The following is a 17,323-nucleotide window of genomic DNA, read 5'->3' as shown; positions in this document are numbered from 1 at the left end:
GCGGTCACGGCTGCCGGGCCAGATCGTGGTTGAGCTCGACGATGTTGACGCGTTCCTGGCCCAGGAAGCCGAGGAAGCGGCCCTGGACGTGGCCGCCACCGAGGGCCGCACCGTCCGACGCCTCGACAAGCCGGCCGGACAGCTGGTGGGGCGGCGCGCCTGACGACGGACGGGGCTCCCGGCGCCGGACCGTGGCCGGAGCCGGGGACCGTACGCGTGCGTCGCTGCGTACGCGCTCCGTACCCGTACGGTCCGACGCCCCTCCCCTACCCCACGCTCACGGCCGACCGGACCAGGCGGGCGGCCGAGGTGCCCAGTCCGGTGGGGCCCATGAGCCGCTGCACGGAGCCGGGGCCGTGGCGCAGGTCGGCCTCGCGGTAGCGGCGGCATTCCCGGTGCCAGGTGAGGATGCCGGCCAGCCAGTTCTCCAGCTCTTTCACATAGCCGTCGAGGGCCGCGCGCGCCTCGGCCGAGAGCTGGAAATCGTCGTACAGGACCGGGAGTTGATGGGCGGCGACATGCTGGAACTCGCTCATCCGGGAGGTCATCAGATCGTGGATGACGGCGAGCGCGGTCGGGTAGTCGCAGTGGAAGAAGTTCTGGACGACCAGGATGCCGTTGTGGACCTCGCCCTCGTACTCGATCTCCTTCTGGTACGAGAAGACGTCGTTGAGGAGGCAGGCGTAGTCGGCGGCCGCGTTCTCCAGGGAGCGCATCGGGCCGGTGCGGTAGATCTCGGGCGGGACCTGCCGGCCGTGTCCGATACGGCTGAGGCTCATGGTGAGTTCCGAGCCGAAGGTCGACCGGCGCATCTCGATGTAGTCGACCGGGTCGGGGATGCGGTGCTGGGCCTGGTTGTCCAGTTCCCAGAGCCAGCTGGAGGTCATCGACTCGATGGCCGTACGGAACGCACGGCGCGCGTCGGGCGACATCGGCCGCGCCGTACGGGCCCACAGGTCCGCCAGGGCGTGTTCGAGGGCGCAGGCCGGTGCGAGAGCGGCGGAGGGCGAGCCCGGTACCGGCTCAGGGCCCGATGCGGGGGTCGCGAGGTCGAGGGGCATGAGGGCCGACAGGCGGGCGGTGCACACCTTGGCCCCCGCCAGGTCACGGGTCCGGCCGAAGACCGCCGGGTAGTAGTCGTCCGCGTACGTGCCCCAGGTCAGCCACTGTGTGCCCAGGTCCAGTTGCTCCGTGTCGGCGTCCGGGTGGAGGCCCGCCGCGCACAGGGCGAAGTCGAACCCGACGAGTGCGTCCTCGTCCCAGATGTCGGAGAACGGCACACCGGGCTGCGGCCGCAGCAGGCCCATGCGGTGCGCCCAGGTGACGACATTGCGGCGCGCCAGGTCCAGATGCGGGCTGAGCTTCGTGGTGAACGGCATGACGAAGTCCGGCAGTTGGGAGGGGCCGACCTTCTGGAACGGGATGTGGGTGTGGCGGCGGAGGCGCTGCGTGACGGCCGTGGCGAGGACGGTCTTCAGATCCGCCGCCGACGTGCCCAGCCCGCTGAAGGCGAACGGCGACCAGGGCAGCGCGGCGGACAGCGCGGCGGGCCCGGACAGGGCGGGCGAGGGCGCCGAGGAGGGACGCGTGGCCGGGGAGGCGCCGGCCGCCGCGCCGCTGCCGTTCATATAGCGGCTGGAGCGCAGATGCCATTCGTGGCCGCCGGCCTGCCAGTCCTGAAGGCCCTTGGCGTACGCCAGGACGTCGGCGCAGGCGTGCGGGTCCAGGCCCTGCTCCACGAAGAGGGCGGGGAGTTCGGTCAGCACGGTGTCCTCGAACTGCTGCAACCGCGAGGTGATCAGGTCGTTGACGGCGTCCGCGGCCTCCTGCGTCGTGCAGCGCAGGAACGTCTCCAGCACCAGCACGCCGTTGCTCAGCTCGCCCTCCTCCTCCGTCTCCCGCTGGTAGGAGAAGAGGTCGTTGCGCAGGTGTACGCCGTCGGAGAAGGCGTCCTTGAGGACCCGCAGGGGCCGGGATCCGGCCACGGCCGCGGGGACCTCGGCGCCGGTCGCGTACTCCACCAGGCCCGCGGACCACGGTGCTCCGCCGACCTTGCGGCGCATCTCGATGTATTCGACGGGGTTGGGGACGCGGTTGATATGGATATTGGACAGTTCCCACAGTGATTCATTGAGCAGGTTCTCGGTGCTCTCGGCGAACCGCGCCCGCCATTCCACGGACATGTCGGGCACGGTGCGCGCCCACAGATCGGCCAGTCCCGCCTCGACGGGGTTGGTCGGCTCGGGCACGGGCGTGGCCAGGTCCATCGGCATGAAGAGCGGCAGCCGGTCCAGGTATTCCTTGCCGCCCTCGCGGTCCAGCGTCCGCTTGAACTTCTCCAGGAAATGGTCGTCGAAGAAGAAGACCCACACATACCAGTCGGTCACCAACGACAGTGCCGCTTCCGGGGCGTCGGGATGGGTGTAGGAGCAGAGCAGGGCGTAGTCGTGGGCGTCGAGATCCCGTTCCGTCCAGATGCCCGAGCCCTCCAGCATCTCCATATCGCGCGCCCACTTCCTGGAATGTTCCCGGGCCGCCTCCAGATGCGGATTCAGCCGCGCCGGATGGGGAGAATAGAAGTCCGGCAGTTCGAATGGCTGTGTCACCGTTCCTGGCCTCTTTCTGGGGTTTCTGGGGTTTCTGGGGTTCCTGGGTTCCTGGGTTCCTGGGTATGTACGGCAGCCGGGAGGCGCGGACGTCAGCGCATACGCCCCTCTTGGCTGGTCGGCACTACCCCGGCCCGCGAGGTCCTAGGCCCTTCCCCGATGGCGAAATGTGTTCGATTCGGCTGCTTCTGGCGGCGCCTGTCCGGCCCCCGTACGCCGTGGCGGTTCCCCGCTCCCACCGCGGCGGCGCGCAGCTCTCACCGCGGCGGCGCGCAGCTCGCACCTCGTCGGCGCCGTGCGAGGATCGCCAGCCATGACACACCGGCCCGCCGAACCCACTGAACCGACCGCATCCGCTGCAACCGCCGGATCCACCGGACCTGCTGGATCTGCCGGACCCGCCGAGCACACCGCGTCCGCCACGTCCGCCACTGCCGCCATGCCCGCCCGGCCCACCACCGTCCGGCCCGCCCGGTCCCCCGAACCGGCCAAGCACGCGCCCTTCGACGAACTGGACCGCAAGATCCTCGCCGCGCTGATCGACAATGCCCGGACGAGCTTCGCGGAGATCGGTACGGCCATCGGGCTGTCCGCGACCGCGGTCAAGCGCCGGGTCGACCGGCTGCGGGAACACCAGGTGATCACGGGGTTCAGCGCGACGGTCCGGCCCGCCGCGCTGGGCTGGCTGACCGAGGCGTACGTCGAGGTGTACTGCGACAGCGCCGCGCCGCCCCGGCGGCTCGCGGAGGTCGTGCGCAACCATCCGGAGATCGCCGCCGCCATGACCGTGACCGGCGGCGCCGACGCGCTGCTGCACGTCCGGGCGACCGATGTGCAGCACTTCGAGGAGGTGCTGGAGCGCATCCGGGCCGAACCGTTCATCCGCAAGACGATCAGCTATCTGGTCCTCTCTCATCTGCTCCCGGACAGCCCAGAGGCCGGCGCACGCGTCTCCGCCCAGGACTGACGCAGCGAACCAGCTCTCCCGCGCCGTTCTACGCAGCATTCCTGCGCCTGTGCGCAGCCTTTGTTGCTTGTCGCGCGTCGCGGTGGCTGCCTACCGTTGAGGACGGCCCGGCGATCACCCCGAGCGGTGGTCGTCCGTGGCCGTGCCGGGTGGTGGTCGCTCGCGGCCGCCCCCGGGGCGTCCAGGGCGGCCCCCCGGGTCGTCCCGAAGGAGACGGAGGGAGCGTTCTGTGCCGACGAGCGTGGTGCCCACGGGTCCGGTGTCCACGGACCCCGCACCGATACCCCGTACACCGTCGCCGGGCCCGGTGGCGCGCCCCCGGCGCTATCTGGTCTGCGAGCCCCGACACTTCACCGTGCGGTACGCCATCAACCCGTGGATGCGCCAGGACACGGAGGTCGATACCGCACTCGCCGGCCGCCAGTGGGCGGCGCTGATCCGCGCCTACCGCGACCACGGCCATGTCGTGCAGTGCGTGGAGCCGGTGGCCGGGCTGCCGGACATGGTGTTCGCGGCGAACGCGGCGCTCGTGCTGGCGGGCCGGGTCTTCGGAGCGCGGTTCCACGCGCCCCAGCGCCAGCCCGAAACCGCCGCGTACGAGGCGTGGTTCGCGGCGGCGGGGTACGACGTGCACCGGCCGGAGTCGAAGTGCGAGGGCGAGGGCGATCTCGTACCGGCCGGGCGCTTCCTCCTGGCGGGTACGGGCTTCCGGACCGCGCGGGCGGCGCACCACGAGGCGCAGGAGTTCTTCGGCGTACCGACGATCGGCCTGCAACTGGTGGACCCGTACTTCTACCACCTGGACACCGCGCTCTTCGTCCTCGACGACGCGAGCGGCCGGGAGAACATCGCCTACTATCCGGCGGCGTTCTCGGCCGGCAGCCGGGCGGTCCTCCGGCGGCTCTTCCCGCGGGCGGTGATCGCGACCCGGGACGACGCCACGGCGTTCGGCCTCAACTCCGTGTCCGACGGGCGGCACGTCTTCATCGCCCCGCAGGCGCATGACCTCATCGCCCAGCTCACCGACCGTGGTTACGTCCCCGTCCCCGTCGACCTGTCGGAGCTGCTCAAGGCCGGCGGTGGCATCAAGTGCTGCACCCAGGAGGTCCGCCCATGACCGCGCCCACCCGCACCGCCGGTACCGCTTTCGCCGGCAACGCCCCGGCCGGTACGCCCCGTTCGTCGGCGGAGCTGATCCGCGCCGAGGCGCCGGTCCTCGCGCACAACTACCACCCGCTGCCCGTGGTCATCGCCCGCGCCGAGGACGTCTGGGTCGAGGACGTCGAGGGGCGCCGGTACCTGGACATGCTGGCCGGGTACTCGGCGCTCAACTTCGGCCACCGGCACCCGGCGCTGGTCGAGGCCGCGCACCGCCAGCTCGATCAGCTCACCCTCACCTCCCGCGCCTTCCACCACGACCGGCTCGCGGGCTTCGCCGCGGGGCTGGCCGAACTGACCGGCCTGGACATGGTGCTGCCGATGAACACCGGCGCCGAGGCGGTGGAGAGCGGGATCAAGGTCGCCCGCAAATGGGCGTACGACGTCAAGGGCGTCCCGGCCGACCGGGCGACGATCGTGGTGGCCGCGGACAACTTCCACGGCCGGACGACGACGATCGTCGGCTTCTCCGACGACGAGACCGCCCGCGCCGGCTTCGGCCCCTTCACCCCGGGGTTCCGCGTCGTGCCCTACAACGACCTCGCCGCGCTCGAAGCGGCCGTGGACGAGACGACGGCCGCCGTGCTGATCGAGCCCATCCAGGGCGAGGCGGGCGTCATCATCCCGGACGACGGCTACCTCACCGGCGTACGGGAGCTGACCCGGCGCCACGGGTGCCTGTTCATCGCCGACGAGATCCAGTCCGGCCTGGGGCGGACCGGCAGCACGCTGGCCGTCGACCACGAAGCGGTGGTCCCGGACGTCGTGCTGCTCGGCAAGGCGCTCGGCGGCGGCATCGTGCCGGTCTCCGCGGTCGTCGCCCGCCGCGAGGTGCTCGGCGTGCTGCACCCGGGCGAGCACGGCTCCACGTTCGGCGGCAACCCGCTGGCGGCGGCGGTCGGTTCGGCCGTCGTCGAGCTGCTGGCCACCGGCGAGTTCCAGCGCCGGGCCACCGAGCTGGGCGAGGTGCTCCGCGCCGGGCTGGCCGCGCTGGTCGGCGAGGGCGTCACCGGGTTCCGCGTCCGCGGGCTGTGGGCGGGCGTCGATATCGACCCGGCCCTCGGCACCGGCCGCGAGATCAGCGAACGCCTGCTGGACGTGGGCGTTCTCGTCAAGGACACCCACGGCTCCACCATCCGGCTCGCCCCGCCGCTGACCATCACCCGCGAGGTGCTGGAGTCGGCGCTGTCGTCGCTGGGGAAGGTGCTGGGGTAAGCGCGCAGGTGCCGGGGGGAGGGCCGGGGCTGACGCCGAGCGAGTGCCGGGTGGGCGTGGAGCGGGCGCGCCACCGCGGGGCCCACGGGGGGCGCCGGCCCCGCCCGCTCCCCCGGTGTACGCGGCGTACGCGGCGACCGCCGCAGGCGGGACGCGCGTGGCACGCACTGCGGGGTGCCGCGCCGACGCCCCGCCGTGAGTGACACTGAGCCATGTGTCGGATACGCATCGAAACCAGGGCGAAAGCGGCAGCACGAGCGGAGCACCCAGCCCGGCCGCCCTGTTGCCGGGACTCGATGACGAGCAGCTGGCGGTGCTGCGCCGGGTGGGGCACGAATGGGGGCGGGTGTCGGGCGACCCCGGAGTGCGCCGCCGCGCCCTACCGGTCGACCCCGACCTGGGCGTCTTCCCCGCACCCGCGGAGATCCGGCCGGCCCGTATCGGCCGCCTGGTCAGCATCACCCCGCTCAGCGGGCAGCCGCCGGCGATCGAGGCGGAGGCGGCGGCGGAACTGCCCGACGGCCGGCTGGGCCGCTTCGGCTACCGCGTCCGGCGGGTGGTGCTCGGCGCCGCGCTGAAGAGCACCGCGCTCGCGCAGGAGCGGATGCGCAAACTGGTGGCGCTGCCGGTACTGTCCGCCGACGCGCTCTCCTCCGTCGCCTACGGCCCCGAGGCCATGCTCGCCATCCTCGTCCTGGGCGGCGCCGCCGGGCTGAGCTACTCGGTGCCGATCGCGGCGACGATCGCCTTCCTGATGCTGGCCGTCGGCGTCTCGTACCGGCAGACGATCCGCGCGTACCCGCACGGCGGCGGTTCGTACATCGTCGCCGGGGACAACCTGGGACGGGTACCGGGGCTGATCGCCGCGGCCGGCCTGATGACCGACTACATCCTCACGGTCGCCGTCTCGATCGCCTCCGGGGTGGCGGCCATCACCTCGGCGATTCCCTCGCTGGCCGACGCCGCCGTGCCGATCGGCGTCGTCGTGATCGCCGCGCTGCTCGCCGGCAACCTGCGCGGCATCCGGCAGGCCGGCTCGCTCTTCGCCGCGCCGACCTACGCGTTCATCATCGCGATGTCCGCACTCATCGCCGTCGGCCTCTTCGACGCCGCCGGCCGCGGGTTCCAGCCGGCCGCGGCCCCGCCGCTGAACGCCACCGAGAGTGTCGGTGTGCTGCTGGCGATGCGCGCGTTCTCCTCCGGTGCGACGGCGATGACCGGTATCGAGGCGATCTCCAATGCGGTACCGGCGTTCAAACCCGTGGCCTGGCGCAACGCCCGTACGACACTGACCTGGATGGTCCTGCTGCTCATCGCGCTGTTCGCGGGCACCATCGCCATGGTCCAGCTCGACGGTGTGGTGCCCAACTCCCGGGAGACCGTGCTCTCCCAGCTCGCCCACCGCAGCTTCGGATCGGGCGCGCTGTACATCTTCACCCAGGCGGCCACGGCGGCGGTGCTGCTGCTCGCGGCGAACACCGCCTACAACGACTTTCCCCGCGTGCTCTATCTGCTGGCGCGCGACGACCACGCCCCGCGGATCTTCCTGCGGCTGGGCGACCGCCTCGCGTTCAGCAACGGGATCATCCTGCTGTCGGTCGCGGCGATGGTGGTCTATGTGGCGTTCAGCGGGATGACCGGCGCGCTGATCCCGCTGTACGCGGTCGGCGTCTTCCTGGCCTTCGCGCTGTCGCAGGCCGGGATGGTGGTCCACTGGTGGCGTCTGCGGGACCGGCACTGGCGCAAGAGCCTGTTCTTCAACGCCACCGGCGGCCTGCTGTCGGCCCTCGTCTTCATCACCGCGGGGATCACCAAGTTCACCTCGGGCGCCTGGGTCGCGGTACTCGCCGTCGGACTGTTCCTGCTGGTGACGATGCGCATCCGGCACCACTACGACACCGTCGGCCGGGCGCTGCGGCTGCACCCGCGCGCCATCGAGCTGCCCACCCGGCCGGCCCCCGCACTCCGGCACCCCGCGTCCCCGGCCCCCGACGCGACGCGCGCGGCGGAGACACCGCCGGAAGCGCCGGAAGAGGCACGACGGGCAGCGGCGGCGGAGGAGAGCGAGGAGACGCCCGAGGAGATCCGCCATCTCTCGGTCGTCCCGGTCGCGTCGCTGGACCTCGCCGCGATGCGGGCACTGGCGTACGCGGCCTCGCTCCAGCAGCCTGTCCTCGCACTCCATGTCAGCCCCGCCGAGGAGGAGGCCGAACGCTTCCGCGGCTACTGGTCGCTGTGGGGCGATCATCTGCCGCTGGAGGTCGTGGTCTCCCCGTATCGTGCGATCGTGGCGCCGCTGGTGCACTACATCGAGGCGCTGCACCGGCAGCGCCCCGATCTCACCCTGACCGTGATCCTCCCGGAGATCGTGCCGAGGCACTGGTGGCACCGCGTCCTGCACAGCAGGACCGCCGCCCGGCTACGGCACGCGTTGCGCCCGCTGCCGAAGATCGTCGTCACCACCGTCCCGTTCCATGTGTAGCCGCGCGCCCGTGCGGCCGGGCGTTCGGGGGCCCTGCCCTGCGCGGCCCTTCCGTGCGCAGCCCTGCCCTGCGCGGCCGATGTTCCACGTGAAACCATGCGCCGTTGCCGCGCCGGAGTACCGTGAAAAGGAGAGATTTTCTCGCTCGTCGGCTTCGGGCCGACGGCGTCTTTTGATGAGCGACAACGCCGGACGGCCACTCCGTACCGGGGACAGGTTCGCGTCATGGATGGAACGGCTGGACACCCCACCCCCGCCTCGACGGCCTGCGGGACCACCCTCCGTACCTCCCCCGCGCGGCTTCGTTCAGGAACGGAAAGTTCGCGTGAGCGCGACGGATGACGCGGACTTCAGCCCGGTCGGAGTGATCGGGCGGGTGACCGTCTCGATCCCGTCCGACGGGCCGGGCGAGGTGCTGCTGCCCGTACGCGGCGGGACCGAGGCGTACGCGGCCTGGTCCGACCGGCCCATCGCCCGGCATACGCAGGTCATCGTCACCGACCGCACCTCGGCGCGGTCGGTGATCGTCGAGCCCCTGCCCACCACGTGACCCTTCCCCCTGCCGTCCCCGCTCGGAAACCGAGGCCGGTCGTATCGGACCAGGAGCTTTCCCATGTTGTTCTGGCACGTTCCCGCGCCGAACCAGGCGCTACTCATCGCCGGCTCGAAACGCCGGACCGGAGACGCACAGTTCCGTATCGTCACGGGCCACGGCTGCTGGGTGATGCCCGTCAAGCAGAAGGCGAGCCTGCTCTCCCTCTCGCTGCGGGAGTCGGAGATAGCCGAGGAGTGCGTCACCCAGCAGGGCATCCGGCTCGGGGTCCGGGCCGTCGCCGTCTTCAAGGTCGGTGACGACCAGACCTCCATCTCCAACGCCGCCCGCCGCTTCCTGGACGAGCAGACCAGCATGGAGGAGCTGGTGGGCCGGATCTTCGCCGGTCATCTCCGGTCGATCGTCGGCGGACTGACCGTCGAGCAGATCATCCGGGAGCGCGACCGGGTCGCCCAGGAGGTCAAGGAGGGCAGCCACTCCGAGATGGAGAAGCTGGGCATCGTGGTGGACGCCTTGCAGATCCAGGAGATCGGCGATGTCTCCGGCTACATCACCAACCTCGCCGCCCCGCACGCCGCGGCCGTCGCCAGCGCGGCCCGTATCGCGCAGGCCAAGGCCGACCAGGAAGCCGCCGAACGCGAACAGCAGGCAGCGGCGCTCAAGGCCGAGTACGAGCGGGACACCGCGATCAAGAAGGCCGGGTTCCTCGCCGAGACCGAGCAGTACAACGCCCGTGCCGCGCAGGCCGGTCCGCTGTCCCAGGCCAGGGCGTCCCAGGAGGTCATCGAGGAGCAGACCGCGCTGGCCGAGCGGCAGGCAGCGCTCGCCGCCCAGCGGCTGGAGGCCGAGGTGCGCCGCCCGGCGGACGCCGAGGCGTACCGGCAGCGCACCCTGGCGGAGGCGCAGCGTGACCAGGTCCAGTTCGAGGCGGACGCCCGTGCGTACACCGAGCGGGCCGTCGCCCAGGCGCGGGCCGACGCGAACAACGTCCTCGCGGCCTCGCTGCGGGACGGCAATCAGGAGCTGATCGCCGCCAACCGCACCGTCGAGAACCTCCCGGCGCTCGCGGAGGCCGCGGCCAAGGGGATCTCCAGCTCGCACCTGACCGTCCTGAACGGCACCGACGGTATGAACGAGATCGCCTCCGGCATCGTCGGCCAGGGCCTGGCCATCCTCGACACCCTCAAGAAGGGGACGGACACCGGCAGCCCGCTCGCGAACAGGTCGGCACCGCAGCCCCCACGCCTGACGAAACTGCCCCAGGACCGCCCGGCGTCCGGCTCCTGACCGCCACGCCGGACTCCGGCCACGGCGGCCGACGGTGACGGCGGACCGCACCTGGGCAGCGGCCCGCCCGGCGTCGGCACGTACCCGCCCGGGGTCCCGCCGCCCCGGCCGGGCCCCGCCGCCTCAGCCCGGTCCGGCCGCCGCCCCCGGCCCGCCCGCCCTCGCGGCCGCCACGAGAGCTTCGGCCGCCGTCCGGGCGTACTCGGCGGCGGCCGGCTCACCGGACACCGCCGCGGTGGTGATCGCACCGTCCATGAGCAGCACCAACTGCCCGGCCAGCAGCGCCGGATCACCGACCGGCAGTGCACTGACGAGACCGGTCACATAGGCGTGGACGGCCTGCTTGTGGTGGCGGGCGACGCCGGTCACCCCGTCCGAGACGGGACCCAGCTCGCCGAACGAGTTGATGAACGCGCAACCCCGGAACCCCGGGTCGGCGAACCACGTCCGCAGCCAGTCGAACACCGCCAGCGGCCGGTCCTCGGCGGTGGCGGCGTGCCTGCTGACATGCTCGGCCAGCTCGGCCCGCCAGCGCGCGTCGCGGCGGCGCAGATACGCCTCCACCAGGTCGTGCTTGGCGGGGAAGCACTGGTACAGCCGCTTGAGCGACACCCCGGCGGCGGCCCGGAGTTCATCCATCCCGACGGCCTGGATACCCCGGCCGTAGAACAGCTCCTCCGCGGCGTCGAGTATCCGCGAACGGGCCTCTTCGTGGTCCATCGCACCTCCCACGTCCCCCCTCCCCTTCCTCCGAGAACGACCGTTCTCTACACTAGCCGACACCATGGAGAACGACCGTTCTCCATGGACTGTCCGACGCAACCACCCACCAGAACCACCCACCCGAGAAGGAGCCCGCCATGTCCCCCACGCCCGCCAGACCGCCCCTCCCGCCGTTCGACGAGCGGACCGCACTCCAGAAGGTCCAGGCCGCGGAAGACGCCTGGAACACCCGCGACCCCGAACGCGTCGCACTCGCCTACACCGAGGACTCGGTCTGGCGGAACCGGGACATCTTCGTCACCGGCCGGGCGCAGATCATCGCCTTCCTCCGCGAGAAGTGGGACCGGGAGCTGGACTACGCGCTGCGCAAGGAACTCTGGACGTTCGGCGGCAACCGGATCGCGGTGCGCTTCCAGTACGAGTGCCACGACGCGAGTGGCCAGTGGTGGCGCAGCTACGGCAACGAACTGTGGGAGTTCTCCGCCGACGGACTGATGCACCGCCGGGAGGCATGCATCAACGACCTCCCCATCACCGCCGCGGACCGACGCATCCTCGGCCCCCGCCCGCCCGCCGAGAAGGGAGCCCCGATCCCGGTCCGCTGACGGGGCGCGACGCGACGTTGGCGCCGCTGCCCGTACTCCCGGGCCGGCGCCCGGCGGCGGGGGTGACCGTCCGGCCCGGAGGGGCCGGCCACACCCCTGCCCGGGAGCGCCGAAGTCCCCTCAGGCAGTCATCCGCAACACCGCCGTCACCGCGGGGAGAGCGGCCAGCAGCAGGACGATGCTCGTCTCGATCCAGCGGTACTTCGCGCGGATGATCTCGCTGGTTCTTTGCAGAGAGGAGAGCAGCGGTCCGGTCGGGTCGTGGGCGATCCGCTCGAAGGCCCGGTTCAGCGGCTCACTGTCCGGTCTGGGTGCGAGGTCCTCGAAATAGCCGGGCGCGGCCGGGGTGGGCTGCCTGCCCCGGCGTCGTCGGGGCGTGAGGGCGCACAGGAGACTGACGATGGCCAGCAAGGTGAGCGTTACCGCGCTCCACCAGAGCGCCGTCGTCAGCCGGGACGTGTGCGGCGCTCCGACGGCCGCGGCCCGGGTCAGCGTCATGAAGGTGCCGAGCATCGCTCCCATGAAGCCCAGCAAGACGGCCGCTTTGGTGTCCGCGCGGACGATCTCGGCGCCATTGGCCGCCATGAACCGCTCCATGGCGGCCACCGTCTCCGCCCGCGGTGTGCCGACGGCGGGCCCGGCGACCCGGCGCCGGTGGTCCCGGACCGTGCGGTGCAGCTGCCGGTAAGAGCGGGGGTGGCACGGCCCACCGGGGACGGACCGACTCCGGGGTAGGGAGGTCATACGGGCCGTCCGTTCGGTGCACCGGCCGGCCGGCCATGGCCCCCGGGGCCGGTCGCACCGACGGGTGACGCCTTCTGAGTGGGCACTCGCCGGCCGAGGGAGACGAGCCGGTCCCGGAGGATCTTGGAGAGCTCCAGTTGCTCCTGCTCCGTGAGCTTGCCCAGCAGACCGGCCATCTCGTCCTGCCAGTTGGGCTCTTCCCGGACCAGACTCTGGTTGCCTGCCACCCAGGTCAGTACGTCCGGGACCTGATTGGGGTGGAGCATGAGCCACAGGGCCGCGAGCGATGCCGGCCCGCTGCGGACCGCCTGGAGGCAGAAGTCGTACTCCTCCCTGCGGTTGGCGTTCCACACATCCGGGAACCCTCCGCCGGCGGACGGGACCAGCAACAGTTCACCGTCCGCATCCCGGGCGCGAACGTCCGTGACGCGATAGGTGAGCCCGCATTCCGGCAGCTCTTGGGGCAGGGCCAGCTGCTGCGCCACGTCCGCGGCACGCAGCGGCTGCTGAGCGGAGGCATAGGCGTGCTCCAGTTCCCGCAGGCGCCGGTCCAAGTCCTTGCGTACCGCGTCCCAGCCGTAGCCGGTCTGGGTGCGGACGACCTGCGCCGGATCGTGGACCCACCACAGCACCCGCACATTGACCGGTTCGGGTCCGTACTCGTCGGGCAGGCGGACGGCCCGGGTCGCCTGATGTTCGGCGAGCGGGACGTGGAACGCACACTCGTGGTCGCCCCGCAGGCGGAGGGCGGTCACCGTCTCTCTCACGACGGTGACCTGGTCATCATCCCCGTATCCGGCGGAGAAGGAAGCCTGTTCGACGCTGTGCCGACGCCGGGGCCACAGGACGTGGTGACGGCCGTCCCGCCCCCTCAGCACCAGGGCGCGGTCCCGCCGGCCGGACCAGCGCTGGCGCAGGATCTCCCGCCATGGAGCGTGCGTGGCGAGGGTGTAGGCGGGCTCGGTGCTCTCGGTCGTCATGACGTCCTCCAGGGCTGACGGATGCTGTCGTGCAGCGGCGTGTCGTTCCGCCAGGAGTCCAGCGCCTGGCGCGCGATGCCCTTCCCGGCCAAGCGGATGTCCTCGTGCCGGTCGATCTCGACGAACAGGCGCAGGACGCCGTGCTCCATATCCGCCGCCAGGGCGCTCAGCAGAATCTCCACGGCGGGCCGCTGCCGCTCGTCCCAGGCGACCATGCGGCACCAGAAGATCACCGCGTTCATCGTCGGGTCGAACAGCTCGTCGTCGTTCAGCATCCGGCGGACCAGATCGACGATCCGCACCGCGAACTCGTCTTCCGAGACAAGCTGTTCGCCGAACCACGCGGGGTCCGTGTGCAACAGGGCCGGCAGCATCCGAAGCGAGAAGTCGGCGCCGACGCTCTCGTCATCGACCCAGGCGGACAGATGCCGGAAGACGGAGATCTGATGACCTTCCCGGAACAGCGCCAGCAGGGCCCGGCGTACAGCGCTCCCCACGACGATCTCGTGCCCCTCGTCCGAACCCCGCGTCAGCCGGCGCAGCAGTTGCAGCGCCCGGTCCGGCCGGGAGGCCCCGAAGTCGGTGCCACATGCCTGAGCCACCGTCCAGCGCAGCTGCCAGCTCTGCAACTGGCTCCATTCACCGAGGCGGTACTTGACCTCGCCTGCCAGGACGGAGTCTTCCGCCGCCATCCCCAGCGCGTAGGCGGCGATCGCACGGCTCGTCGCCAGATCGGACTCGGCGAGCTCACGGATGTGCCGGAGCGCACTACGGCCGCCACCCCAGGTCGCCGCCAAGCCCATGACACGGCCCACGGGCTGGGTCAGTTCGCTCTCGGACCGGACCTTCGACAGCCAGTCCGTCAGCAGTCCGGACAGCTGTCCGTACTCGCGCCAGACATACTTCAGTACCGCCTCCGCCTGCCCCTGCCGGGTGAACCGGACGGGTTCCACCGCATAGTTGAAGCGGGCGCCCGACCGGATCTCCTTGGGGGCGCAGTGCGCGCGCACCGTCCGCAGCAGGTCGTCCATGGACCGCCGGAAGACGAACTCCGGATTGGGCCGGGTCTTCTCCTCCTGCCCCGCGCCTTGCCCCTCATCCCGTCCTTGGCGAACGGCGTGCAGTCTGCCGTCCGCCAGCTCCAGCAACCGCTCCGCCTCCTCCCTGACGGTCCGGTGGTCGAGACCCTCGAAGACGCAGCTCGCCAGGAGGAAGGCGAGACCATCGTGATCGTCGAGCAGCTTCTTGAGCAGGTCCGGTACCTCTTCCTCCGCGAGGAAGCTGAGCCGCTGCCGGATGTCGGAGGCGTCCGCTCCGCCGTCAGCGGTCCCGGCCACGACTGCCACGAGTTCCGCGACCTGCGCGGGGACCAGTCCGGGGACCAGCAACTCGTCGAGCAGGCCGGGCTCCAGGTTCGCCAGCAGCCGGTTCCGCTCATCCGGACCAGGGACCGTATCCGCGAGACGGGCGTCGAAGACCTGGCGCGGCGGCGGAGGGTCGCACCGCACCGGGGACAGGTGGAGATCACGTTCGAGGTCACGGATCAGTCCGGGGTCATCCGGCAGGATGATCACCATGCGGGCTTCCGCGTCGGCCAGCCGGTGCCGCAGATTGTTGATGACGCCGGCCTTCAGCGTGTGCCGGGCGGGGATGCCGTCGACGAGATAGCCGCGGGCTTCGCCGGGCGTGGGCCGCCACGAGGAGAGGTCCACGTCGCTGTCGACCGCGCGCAGGGCCATGCTGCCGCCCCTGTGTCGCCGCAGCAGGTTCAGTGCGGTCGTACGTCGACCGGTTCCCGGCTCCCCGGCCAGGAAGAGAAGGCGGGTGTCGAGTGCCGCGAGACCCGCCGGGAAGCAGTCGGGCGCCACAAACCCCGCCCCCGCGTTCAGCAGTTCCTCCGGGGAGATGGGGCCCTCGTGGGATTCCACGTGCCGGGTCCCCGGGTCACCCGGAGCACCATGGCTGTACAGGTGCTGGCCGCCGCGCAAGGAGCCCGTGTTGATCACCGCACCGGGCGCGTACCACAGCTGACTCGGCCGGCCGGCGCCCAGTGGGTCGTCCAGGAGGTCGGCGACGGATTCGTCGTCCAGACCGTCGGCCACCTCTTGTGGAGCGGACTCCGGTTCGCCCTCGTCCGGCGCCGCGTCGGACGAGGAATCGCGTTCGGCACTCACCGTCCGCTACCGCCCTTGTTGCCATGGACGATGTCACCCTGGTTGCCGTACACGGTGCCGGCCTTGCTGCCGCCGACGTAATCACCCGCGAACCTGTTGAGATTCTGACCGCCTTCGACCTTCCCGGTGTTGACGATTCCCCCGTCGACATGTGTCACCGCGACCGATCGGCCGGATTCCCCGCGCGCAGGACTGTCGCCGTTGGCCGGTGCATCGCCGGCCGCGGACTTGCCGTCGTGCGCATCGGAGGTGTGCGGGCCGTCGGCCACCTGCTCGCCGAGGATGCGTCGGTCGTACAGCCCACCGGACGGGGCGGGCACGTGCAGCCAGGCCCGTTGCTCGAATCGTTTGCCCTCGACGGTGGCGGGGACCTCGATGAAGTAGTCGCTGTGCCGTCCGACATATCCGCCGGCCACCGCGTCCTGATAGCAACGGTCGGAGAGGATGGCGGCCACCTGGGTGATGTTCTCGCTGGAAGACGCCAGAATGGCCTTGACGGGCCGGGAGTCCAGCAGCCGATGGGTGTCGTTGCGCGCCGTTCCGTTGCCGTCGTACTCCTCTCCCGAATCCGGCAGCGGGCCGATGTGCAGGCTCACCCGCAGCCGGATACGTACCGCACCCGTGGAGTTCACATTGAATTCGGTGAGTACGTTTTGCAGGGTTCCCAGCCATGGGTGGATGACGAAAGGCATTGCCGCCGGATCGAATCCGAAGACATAGCCGTCCCCGGTCGAGTTGGGGAATCGCCGGTCTGCCCACACATAGCCGAGTTCGGCGCGCTGGAAGGACTCCTGAAGGAGCTGCGGAATGAGGCGGCTGATCGCTCCGTGCTCGATCGCCGGATAGCCGGTGAAGTCCTTGGCATCGACGGCGACGATGCCCCGGTACGGAGGAAGCCGACGGCTGGCGGTGTGGGGACCGGCGGTGACCTCGGGCAGCGGCTGGCGGGACTCGGACATCGGGATTCCTTTGCGGAGTTCGCGGACAGGGTGCCGTGCGGTGACCGGTTCGGCGTCGGGGCTGCCGAACCGGTCACCTGAGATTCGCGTGAGCGCGCCTTCCCGTGTGCCTTCTCAGTGCAGATACGGCGTGACGCGCACCACATCCGGCGGTGCCGGCATCACCCGCCGAGGGCCTCCGCTGTGCGGCGCAGCGCGCGCAGATCGGTGATCACAATGCCCATCCGCCGGGTCTGGACCTGCTCGGGCCCCAGTTCCGCGAGCTTCGCGCTGATCGTGTTGCGGGACGTCCGCAGATGCTGGGCCAGCTCATGACGTGTCAGGGCCAGTTCCAGTGGCTGGTCGGCGCGGTGTGCGGCATGGCCCGAGATATCGGCCAACCGCACCAGGGCCGCTGCCAGCCGGGCCAGCGCGTCGCCGCCCCCGCGCGCCTGGTCCGACTCCCGCAGCCGGGTGAAGGCGTAGCGCAGCAGCACGGGGAACAGGTCATGCCCGGCAGCGAAACGGGTGAACTGAGCCTTGCTCAGGACGGCGACAGCGCAGTGCGACAGCGCCTCGACACTCGCCAGCCGCACCCCGTCGTCCAACACCGCGATTTCGCCGAGGAGTTCGCCGGGGCCGCGGAATGCCAGCAGGGTGAGCTCGCCGTTCCGCTCGCGCCGGATCACCTTGACCACTCCGCTGAGCACGGCCAGCACATGCGTACCGGGTTCGTCCTGCCGCAACAGCACGTCCCCGGCCTGGTGCCGACGCTCGACGGCGGGCTCCAGCAGGTCGGCCCAGACCGCCTCCCCCACAAAGCCACGCAACGTCCGGCCGGCCGGGTCCGCCGTTCCACCCACGTGGTCACTCATACCGTGACCCTAGAAA

The 17,323-nt window shown here is 71.2% G+C and carries 15 protein-coding genes; 8 read left to right on the top strand and 7 right to left on the bottom strand.

Translation table 11 applies throughout. The features are described from left to right. Nucleotides 1–25: 25 nt before the first annotated feature. Nucleotides 26–163, top strand: a complete 138-nt coding sequence (locus ACLJWH_RS29910; protein ID WP_411144896.1) for a hypothetical protein — start codon at nucleotides 26–28, stop codon at nucleotides 161–163. Nucleotides 164–266: 103 nt separating this feature from the next. Here the strand turns inward: ACLJWH_RS29910 and ACLJWH_RS29905 are convergent, their stop codons facing one another. Further along, nucleotides 267–2,606, bottom strand: a complete 2,340-nt coding sequence (locus ACLJWH_RS29905; RefSeq protein WP_411144895.1) for a terpene synthase family protein — start codon at nucleotides 2,604–2,606, stop codon at nucleotides 267–269. Nucleotides 2,607–3,045: 439 nt separating this feature from the next. Here ACLJWH_RS29905 and ACLJWH_RS29900 point away from each other — a divergent pair, with 439 nt between their 5' ends. From ACLJWH_RS29900 to ACLJWH_RS29875, 6 genes are all read left to right on the top strand, one after another. Next, nucleotides 3,046–3,573 carry an Lrp/AsnC family transcriptional regulator gene (locus ACLJWH_RS29900; RefSeq protein WP_411144894.1) on the top strand — a complete coding sequence of 176 codons (528 nt, stop codon included), beginning with the start codon at nucleotides 3,046–3,048 and terminating at the stop codon, nucleotides 3,571–3,573. Between the two features lie 307 nt (nucleotides 3,574–3,880). Further along, the gene (gene ddaH / locus ACLJWH_RS29895; RefSeq protein ID WP_411144996.1) at nucleotides 3,881–4,690 is read left to right on the top strand and encodes a dimethylargininase; all 810 of its coding nucleotides are present in this window, start codon (nucleotides 3,881–3,883) and stop codon (nucleotides 4,688–4,690) included. Continuing rightward, nucleotides 4,687–5,946, top strand: coding sequence for an ornithine--oxo-acid transaminase (rocD, locus tag ACLJWH_RS29890; RefSeq protein ID WP_411144893.1), 1,260 nt, complete (start codon nucleotides 4,687–4,689; stop codon nucleotides 5,944–5,946). The genes ddaH and rocD overlap by 4 nt, the downstream gene beginning before the upstream one ends. A 280-nt stretch (nucleotides 5,947–6,226) precedes the next feature. Beyond that, on the top strand, nucleotides 6,227–8,428 hold the full coding sequence (locus ACLJWH_RS29885) for an APC family permease (protein ID WP_411144995.1): 2,202 nt from the start codon (nucleotides 6,227–6,229) through the stop codon (nucleotides 8,426–8,428). A gap of 325 nt (nucleotides 8,429–8,753) precedes the next feature. After that, nucleotides 8,754–8,978, top strand: a complete 225-nt coding sequence (locus ACLJWH_RS29880; protein ID WP_052855590.1) for a hypothetical protein — start codon at nucleotides 8,754–8,756, stop codon at nucleotides 8,976–8,978. A 63-nt stretch (nucleotides 8,979–9,041) separates the two neighbouring features. Continuing rightward, a complete protein-coding gene (locus ACLJWH_RS29875; protein WP_411144892.1) occupies nucleotides 9,042–10,268 on the top strand; it encodes an SPFH domain-containing protein in 1,227 nt (408 codons plus the stop codon). Between the two features lie 123 nt (nucleotides 10,269–10,391). On the opposite strand, the gene ACLJWH_RS29870 is transcribed toward ACLJWH_RS29875, so the two are convergent. Beyond that, on the bottom strand, nucleotides 10,392–10,988 hold the full coding sequence (locus tag ACLJWH_RS29870; protein ID WP_411144891.1) for a TetR/AcrR family transcriptional regulator: 597 nt from the start codon (nucleotides 10,986–10,988) through the stop codon (nucleotides 10,392–10,394). 140 nt (nucleotides 10,989–11,128) lie between these two features. On the opposite strand from ACLJWH_RS29870, the gene ACLJWH_RS29865 reads away from it, so the two are divergent. Then, nucleotides 11,129–11,596 (top strand): nuclear transport factor 2 family protein, encoded by a 468-nt coding sequence (locus ACLJWH_RS29865; protein ID WP_411144890.1) that lies wholly within the window; start codon nucleotides 11,129–11,131, stop codon nucleotides 11,594–11,596. A gap of 120 nt (nucleotides 11,597–11,716) precedes the next feature. On the opposite strand, the gene ACLJWH_RS29860 is transcribed toward ACLJWH_RS29865, so the two are convergent. The 5 genes from ACLJWH_RS29860 to ACLJWH_RS29840 form a co-directional block, all read right to left on the bottom strand. Beyond that, nucleotides 11,717–12,193 carry a Pycsar system effector family protein gene (locus ACLJWH_RS29860; protein WP_411144889.1) on the bottom strand — a complete coding sequence of 159 codons (477 nt, stop codon included), beginning with the start codon at nucleotides 12,191–12,193 and terminating at the stop codon, nucleotides 11,717–11,719. Between the two features lie 143 nt (nucleotides 12,194–12,336). Next, nucleotides 12,337–13,320: a hypothetical protein gene (locus ACLJWH_RS29855; RefSeq protein ID WP_411144888.1), complete on the bottom strand. Its 984-nt coding sequence runs from the start codon at nucleotides 13,318–13,320 to the stop codon at nucleotides 12,337–12,339. Further along, nucleotides 13,317–15,494: a hypothetical protein gene (locus ACLJWH_RS29850; RefSeq protein ID WP_411144887.1), complete on the bottom strand. Its 2,178-nt coding sequence runs from the start codon at nucleotides 15,492–15,494 to the stop codon at nucleotides 13,317–13,319. The genes ACLJWH_RS29855 and ACLJWH_RS29850 overlap by 4 nt, the downstream gene beginning before the upstream one ends. After that, nucleotides 15,491–16,453 carry a hypothetical protein gene (locus ACLJWH_RS29845; protein ID WP_411144886.1) on the bottom strand — a complete coding sequence of 321 codons (963 nt, stop codon included), beginning with the start codon at nucleotides 16,451–16,453 and terminating at the stop codon, nucleotides 15,491–15,493. Before ACLJWH_RS29845 ends, ACLJWH_RS29850 begins: the two co-directional genes overlap by 4 nt. A 161-nt stretch (nucleotides 16,454–16,614) precedes the next feature. Beyond that, on the bottom strand, nucleotides 16,615–17,307 hold the full coding sequence (locus ACLJWH_RS29840) for a Crp/Fnr family transcriptional regulator (RefSeq protein WP_411144885.1): 693 nt from the start codon (nucleotides 17,305–17,307) through the stop codon (nucleotides 16,615–16,617). Nucleotides 17,308–17,323: the final 16 nt, after the last annotated feature.

The sequence above is a fragment of the Streptomyces sp. x-80 genome (assembly GCF_046549095.1).
Lineage (GTDB): Bacteria > Actinomycetota > Actinomycetes > Streptomycetales > Streptomycetaceae > Streptomyces > Streptomyces celluloflavus.
This window is presented reverse-complemented; position numbering and strand designations above follow the sequence as displayed.

Bases quoted from the DNA above. Each gene is read 5' to 3' on its own strand.
- ACLJWH_RS29865 (WP_411144890.1), top strand. From the start codon at position 11,129: ATGTCCCCCACGCCCGCCAGACCGCCCCTCCCGCCGTTCGACGAGCGG.
- ACLJWH_RS29845 (WP_411144886.1), bottom strand. From the start codon at position 16,453: ATGTCCGAGTCCCGCCAGCCGCTGCCCGAGGTCACCGCCGGTCCCCAC.
- ACLJWH_RS29870 (WP_411144891.1), bottom strand. From the start codon at position 10,988: ATGGACCACGAAGAGGCCCGTTCGCGGATACTCGACGCCGCGGAGGAG.
- ACLJWH_RS29840 (WP_411144885.1), bottom strand. From the start codon at position 17,307: ATGAGTGACCACGTGGGTGGAACGGCGGACCCGGCCGGCCGGACGTTG.
- ACLJWH_RS29860 (WP_411144889.1), bottom strand. From the start codon at position 12,193: ATGGAGCGGTTCATGGCGGCCAATGGCGCCGAGATCGTCCGCGCGGAC.
- ACLJWH_RS29875 (WP_411144892.1), top strand. From the start codon at position 9,042: ATGTTGTTCTGGCACGTTCCCGCGCCGAACCAGGCGCTACTCATCGCC.
- rocD (WP_411144893.1), top strand. From the start codon at position 4,687: ATGACCGCGCCCACCCGCACCGCCGGTACCGCTTTCGCCGGCAACGCC.
- ACLJWH_RS29855 (WP_411144888.1), bottom strand. From the start codon at position 13,320: ATGACGACCGAGAGCACCGAGCCCGCCTACACCCTCGCCACGCACGCT.
- ACLJWH_RS29900 (WP_411144894.1), top strand. From the start codon at position 3,046: ATGCCCGCCCGGCCCACCACCGTCCGGCCCGCCCGGTCCCCCGAACCG.